The sequence below is a fragment of the Dyadobacter sp. genome (genome assembly GCF_051859145.1).
Classification (GTDB): domain Bacteria; phylum Bacteroidota; class Bacteroidia; order Cytophagales; family Spirosomataceae; genus Dyadobacter.
On record NZ_JBHYGF010000265.1, the window covers coordinates 1 to 5,968 of the forward strand.

7 protein-coding genes are annotated in these 5,968 nt (G+C 42.9%); 6 read left to right on the plus strand and 1 reads right to left on the minus strand.

Annotation, left to right across the window (positions count from 1 at the left end):
• The first annotated feature begins 154 nt into the window (after positions 1-154).
• Positions 155-409, plus strand: a complete 255-nt coding sequence (locus ACTIE6_RS15485) for a hypothetical protein (protein ID WP_439557497.1) — start codon at positions 155-157, stop codon at positions 407-409.
• Positions 409-828, plus strand: a complete 420-nt coding sequence (locus tag ACTIE6_RS15490) for a zeta toxin family protein (protein WP_439557498.1) — start codon at positions 409-411, stop codon at positions 826-828. The genes ACTIE6_RS15485 and ACTIE6_RS15490 overlap by 1 nt, the downstream gene beginning before the upstream one ends.
• Positions 829-1,032: 204 nt before the next feature.
• Here ACTIE6_RS15490 and ACTIE6_RS15495 read toward each other — a convergent pair whose 3' ends face one another.
• Positions 1,033-1,497, minus strand: coding sequence for a lipocalin family protein (locus ACTIE6_RS15495; RefSeq protein WP_439557499.1), 465 nt, complete (start codon positions 1,495-1,497; stop codon positions 1,033-1,035).
• A gap of 253 nt (positions 1,498-1,750) precedes the next feature.
• Here ACTIE6_RS15495 and ACTIE6_RS15500 point away from each other — a divergent pair, with 253 nt between their 5' ends.
• The 4 genes from ACTIE6_RS15500 to ACTIE6_RS15515 all read left to right on the plus strand — a co-directional run bounded on the left by ACTIE6_RS15500 (position 1,751) and on the right by ACTIE6_RS15515 (position 5,158).
• The gene (locus ACTIE6_RS15500; RefSeq protein WP_439557500.1) at positions 1,751-2,500 is read left to right on the plus strand and encodes a hypothetical protein; all 750 of its coding nucleotides are present in this window, start codon (positions 1,751-1,753) and stop codon (positions 2,498-2,500) included.
• 372 nt (positions 2,501-2,872) lie between these two features.
• Positions 2,873-3,946: a hypothetical protein gene (locus ACTIE6_RS15505; protein ID WP_439557501.1), complete on the plus strand. Its 1,074-nt coding sequence runs from the start codon at positions 2,873-2,875 to the stop codon at positions 3,944-3,946.
• Between the two features lie 245 nt (positions 3,947-4,191).
• Positions 4,192-4,443 carry a hypothetical protein gene (locus ACTIE6_RS15510; protein WP_439557502.1) on the plus strand — a complete coding sequence of 84 codons (252 nt, stop codon included), beginning with the start codon at positions 4,192-4,194 and terminating at the stop codon, positions 4,441-4,443.
• A gap of 184 nt (positions 4,444-4,627) precedes the next feature.
• On the plus strand, positions 4,628-5,158 hold the full coding sequence (locus tag ACTIE6_RS15515) for a dihydrofolate reductase family protein (RefSeq protein ID WP_439557503.1): 531 nt from the start codon (positions 4,628-4,630) through the stop codon (positions 5,156-5,158).
• Positions 5,159-5,968: the final 810 nt, after the last annotated feature.

Sequence of the window (5,968 nt, forward strand, 5' to 3'; positions counted from 1 at the left end):
AAGTACACCGAATGAAGGCAGCTTAGATGAAGAAGTAAACATTTCACAAACGTGTCCACTTTTTTCAGGACAAGACAAAGGATTTATAGCCCGCTGTGTGTGCAGCGGGTTTTTTGTTTAAAATTCGTTAAATTTGAATAACAACAGATCAAACATGCACATTAGATATAATATACAAGAACGGGTAGTAAATGCACTTGTGAAGCTTCGAGAGGAAAAGCACCAGGCAGGATTTCCTTTTATGATTTCCGATTCTGCCAGCCTTCCTTCCAATCAGGCTTACATGGAATATAAGAATGGACGGGTGGATGTGGTGGAGTTTTCGGGCGATTTCAAAGACTATCATCTAGTCAGAGCATTATCTGATGAAGAAATTAAAACATTTCGGGAAAAATACCGATTGTATTAATGCCTTCGCTGTTTGTAATTACCGGAGCCAATGGTGCAGGCAAGTCTACTCTGTCTAAAATACTGCTGCCTTCTGAACTTTCCTATCTGACTGTCTTTGACGGCGATAAATTCTTTGTAAACAGATTGAATGAACTATTTCCATCACACATCAAATCGCCGAAATATGCCCGTGAGCAAGCGTTTCAAGATACTGTTTCGGAATTTGAAAAGTTAGTTGACAGGGCGATAAACGAAAATGAAGATTTTGCATATGAGGGCCATTTTAGCTCCGAAGCACCATGGGAGACCATTTTAAATTTTCGCGCGAACAAATATCGTGTGATAATGATTTTTCTAATGGTTGACAGCCTCTCCTTATCTCAGAAGCGCGTTTCGGAAAGGGTAAAAACTGGCGGGCACTTTGTTACATCCCAATAGGTTGAGAAAAACTTCTATGGGAATTTGCGCCAGCTTAACAAACATCTGCTCCTGCTAGACGAACTTTTGATTGTTGATAACTCTTTTCCGGTACAACCGAATTTCCTGGTTCACATTTCCGACAATCAGCTCCTTTTCCAATCACAGAATCTTCCAGATTGGATATCAACCTATCTTCCTGATTTACCACCCTCCAAACAGTAATCACTTCCTCACATACACCTCCCGAATCTCCCTGTCAACCCCCAAACTATCAATCTTTTCTACGCCAGTCTGCACGATGGTGTCGCCATTAATGCGGAGTTTGAAGTGGAAATCGTGGTTTTCCCATTCACGGGCGCTGCAATATTGGAGCTTCTCGGTGTAATCGTCACCTTTTAAAGTATACGTCCCTGCACCGGCGTCAAAAACAGCAGTGTCGCCTTTTCCCTGGCGTGTGTCGTGCTTCATGAAAGTGAAATGCGTGTCCGTGAAACTTTTAATCATTTCCTGATCTTTGACGGGAAAAGTATTGACCGTATCGCCCTTTTCAATGATCTGGCTGGAATGCAGTTGCCAGGTGCCGGCGAGGGTAGGGGCTTTGGGTTGTTCGGTGGTTTCGGCGTTGCGGTTGCAGCTGGCGGTCAGGGCTAGAAGTAAGAGGGCGGCGGGTAAATGTTTTATCGTCATATATATTAAAAAATGAGTCGTTTGAATTAAAAGATGTCAAACCCTCATCTCTACCGAAGTACCCGCTATTCCCTCATTTACCCCCTCATATACTCCCTCTTTACTCCCTCATTCCACAATCGACATTCGAGTCTGCGAAAGCAAAGTAGAAGCAAGTCCTGCTCTTTTTATCACATCTGGCACTTATGAATTATTATTCGGTTTCAATACCACCATTTTTGTTCCTAAATAGAAAACTCAACAACCCTCAACTATGACCGCACAAGCCCTCAATGCCCAACTACTAGAACTTTACCACAATTACACCAAATCCATTTACGCCCAAACCTGGGAAGATAATGTCTCCGCGCCGCTGCTGATGCATGTTTTTGACGAATACTGCGCGATGGAAAATAAGATTTTGTTCGTAGGGCAGGAAACGCACAGTTGGGGGCAGATGAATTTGAAACCAAAGCCAGAAGACTTGCTGATCAAATACCGCGAGTTTAATCTTGGCAAACCGGCGGATTATGGCGATGGAAAACCCTTGCGCTACTTGCGCAGTCCGTTTTGGAATTTTAACCGCAGTGTTTTTTATCAGGGGAACTGGCAGAACAGCGAGGTGACAAACAAAACGAATGGTTTTCTCTGGACTAATATTTCGAAGTTCGATTGCAATAGTACCACGCCGTCGCAAGATCTACAAGATCGTAATGAAGAAGGTTTTGAGTTACTAAAAGCTGAAATTGCCATTTTGAAACCTGATGTTGTAGTATTCCTCACCGGCTCCAAATACGACGGGCGCATTGATAAGGTATTCAATCCCGTGCGCGAAACTATTTTGCCCGACGGGTATTTGTATCAACTTTCCACCGTCGACGGTTCGCTGCCGCCCCGCACTTTTCAAACCAAGCATCCCAGAACTTTACTTGGCTCGCGACGGAATAAAATGCCGAATCGGTATCGGGAGGTAGTGGAGAAGGTTAGGGAATGTGCTTTCGATGAATTAATAAACAAGAAATAAGAATCCAATTAATTGTCAAATCTACGTCCTCTTAATTTTGCTTCTTCGATTAACTTGGTAACTAGTGTTCTCACTTGCGCCTCGGGCACCTGTTGATTTTCCAACGCCATGCTGCCACTTACTGATTCAATGATCATGGAGGTGACGTAGGCTTTTCGGCGAAGTTTGACGTATTTTTCGAAGAGCTTCATAGGTCGAATATAGACTGAATCACGCGCACTATGAATTTATATTTAACAATTCCTTTGTGCTCAATGCCCGTAAGCAGGTTATTCGGAAATATGTGATGTCGAGATTTAAACACGATATAAAGAAGGTCTCAACAAAATATCTATAAATTTTGTCGATAATGTTTAACTAATTTATTTTATAATGGAAGATAACAAAATTGAGGCTCTGGAACATAACTCCTTATATGCTATGACTGTCGAGCTTACCACCCTATCAATCTTCAATGATAGAGATCTGCAAGCCTTTGCTATTTTCGCCTTTCCTAAAAGCTTATCAAAGCAGAAAAAGGTCATCTATTTGAAAAATCTAGTTTTTAAACTGAGTGATTTACTGGAAGAAAAAAACAGCAACCCAAAACTAGCAGAAGGGAATGTTTACGAAGATGATCTCAGATTGCAGTTGAAATTCTTATTTATTTACTTATCAAAGGTAAATGAGAACTTTCCAGAACGATATTCTACAAATTCAATAGAAGATAATAAAAGAATAGTTGCCGCTTTTCAGGAGTGGGAAATAAATGGTGCAAGGGATTGGTTGAATAATAGTATAGATAAACTTATTCAAACTTTAATCACCTTTATTTCAGTGGATGATTTTAATTTTAATCGTACGTCACAAAGCCAAATTGTTAATGTTAAGCAACAAATCAAAGATGATATCGCATCAATTGATAAATTAAAGGAACAAGCTCAGACATTAGTGAGTCATATTGAGATGTTACCATCAAAGCTTACAATTGACGGATATTCTGAAATGTTTTCAAACGAAGCATCAAATTTTGGCCGGGCTTCGAAATGGTGGTTGTTCGGAGTTTTCATATGTTTTGGTGGCATAGTGTTATCATCAATTGTGTACTCAACACTTATTGCAGAAGATGAATTTACCAAGTTGACCTTGAATCAGCTTGTCCAATTCAATATAACCAAGGCACTGACATTAGCAGCGTTGTTTTATGGGCTAGCAATCTGCAATAAAAATTTTAAATCAAGTAAACACAATCAAATAGTTAATAAACACCGCAGCAACGCTTTGGCAAGTTTTCAAGCATTTGTTGAAGCCCCATCCGCGGATCAAGCCACTAAGAACTCAGTGCTTTTAGAAGCTACCAAAACAATCTATTCATCACAGACCACAGGTTATTTACGGCCAGATAATGAAGATTCTCCCAATAAAATTGTTGAAGTTATCCAAAATTTGCAGCCCAAACATCAATAGATCGATTTTAACTAAATGTGGGTCATAGGTCATTTACCGTTAAAAAATTCCCCTTCCCCCAACTTGCATCCCACCATTTTTCTCCCGAATATGCGCGTTCCCAAAAAATGCGCGTAAAATGAAAAATCTCAGAAGTATTGCCCTGTTATGGTGTGGATCAGGCGAAAGCCCCAAGGCGCTTACGCGAGCGCGGGACACCTAAGACAGGGCATTTTAATTTTTTATCCATCCCAAAAACGCGTTTTATGTTCAACAAACAATCCCACGAGTCCGCCGACGCATCGTTGGCCGATTCGAAATGCCTCGCTTACGGACAGCAAGTGGAAGAATTGCTCAGCGCCAGCACGCCTGATGTTTGGTGCGACCACCTTTGGGCAATGTACGGCGGTTATGTGCTCGCGCAGAGGGAACTAGGTTACAGCGCCGACGCGCCAAATGTATTCTGGTCGTTTCGTGATTTGCTGTTTTTCTTTCAGGAGTTGAAGGGCAATGATTGAATGACTGAATGATTGAATGACCGAATGAGTGAATGAGTGAATGGATGTGCGTTGTCACCCTGAGCGCAGTCGAAGGGCAGGCGACCACGCTACTTCCCTTCGACCGCCCGGCGGCCCGGGGACAAGTTAAATGGCACTCGCGTTCCTTTACTACTATTTACAACATCTATTAGCTACTTAAATAATGCGTAAACTGGTTCTTTATATTGCTTGCAGTGTCGATGGGTACATTGCTGCGCCGGGTGATGATCTGGGGTTTTTGGCGAAAGTGGAAAAGGAGGGGGAGGATTATGGCTATGCGAATTTCATTGCGGAGGTCGATACGGTGATCGTTGGGCGGCGGACTTATGTTTGGGTTATGCAGCACGTGCCGGAGTTCAGCCACAGCGATAAGGAGTGTTACATTATCACGCGAACACCGCAGGAAAGTATCGGGAATACGCATTTTTATACCGGCGACATTGGTGAGCTGGTGGCTTCATTGAAATCGAAAGAAGGCCAAACAATTTTCTGCGATGGCGGCGCAGAAGTGGTGCACCAGCTTTTAACGCGCAGCCTGATGGATGAATTTGTAATTTCCATAATACCTACTTTCGTCGGCGATGGTATCCGGCTTTTCAAAGACGGGCGGCCTGGCGGAGATTTGGAATTGGTTGATGTGAAGCGTTTTGATACCGGGCTGGTACAGTTGTGTTATAAGAGGGTAGAGGGTTAACCAGTTAGGAGGCTCCGCAGGAGCCCTTTTTCGTTTGTAGCGATTTGTTTCTAGAAACAGGTAGCCCCGCCGGGGCTGCGTTTGTTCATCGAAACAGGCTCAAGAGGAGCCCCCTGTTTCTAGAAAAGAGATTTACCCCCAGCGTGCCAGGCTCCTGGAGGAGCCTCCTGTTTCTAGAAAAGAGATTTACCCCCGACGTGCCAGGCTCCCGGAGGAGCCTCCTGGTTATCACGCATTGAGCAATATCAGAAGCAACACAAACCCTCCTTACCGCTCCCGCAGGGAAATTTCCACACGGCGTTTTTGCTCTTATTCTCCTAGTTAGTATTCTCAACTACTAGATAATGCGAACTTCCATTCAACCCGGGTCTGGCCAGGTCGCACTTCGTACGATAGGCCTGTTCTCCTGGACTTTCCGGATTGATCCACATTAACTCTCTGCTTGCTTGTACAAAAAACTACTGTGATATTGCATTTCAATCGAGTCTGATCGGCGACATTGTAACAATGCGGATTGAGTCAGCAGTTAATGTGATAAATGAAAGGATGAATGCAGTCAGTATAGCGGTGACGATGATTTTAGAACTTGATTGAAAAGTGAAAAACGGGCAAATGCTACTGAGAGCATTGCAAATCAGCCTTATAAATTAAATTGACTAGATATTCATAACATGATAGAAACCATCAAGGAAAGCCTCTGGCAACAATTTGGAGCTGCTATTAATACACTCGGAAATGCAATTGAGCGCTGTCCGGAAGCGATTTGGCAGAATAAGAAGCGCTTTTTTTACATCGCCTACCATTCCCTCG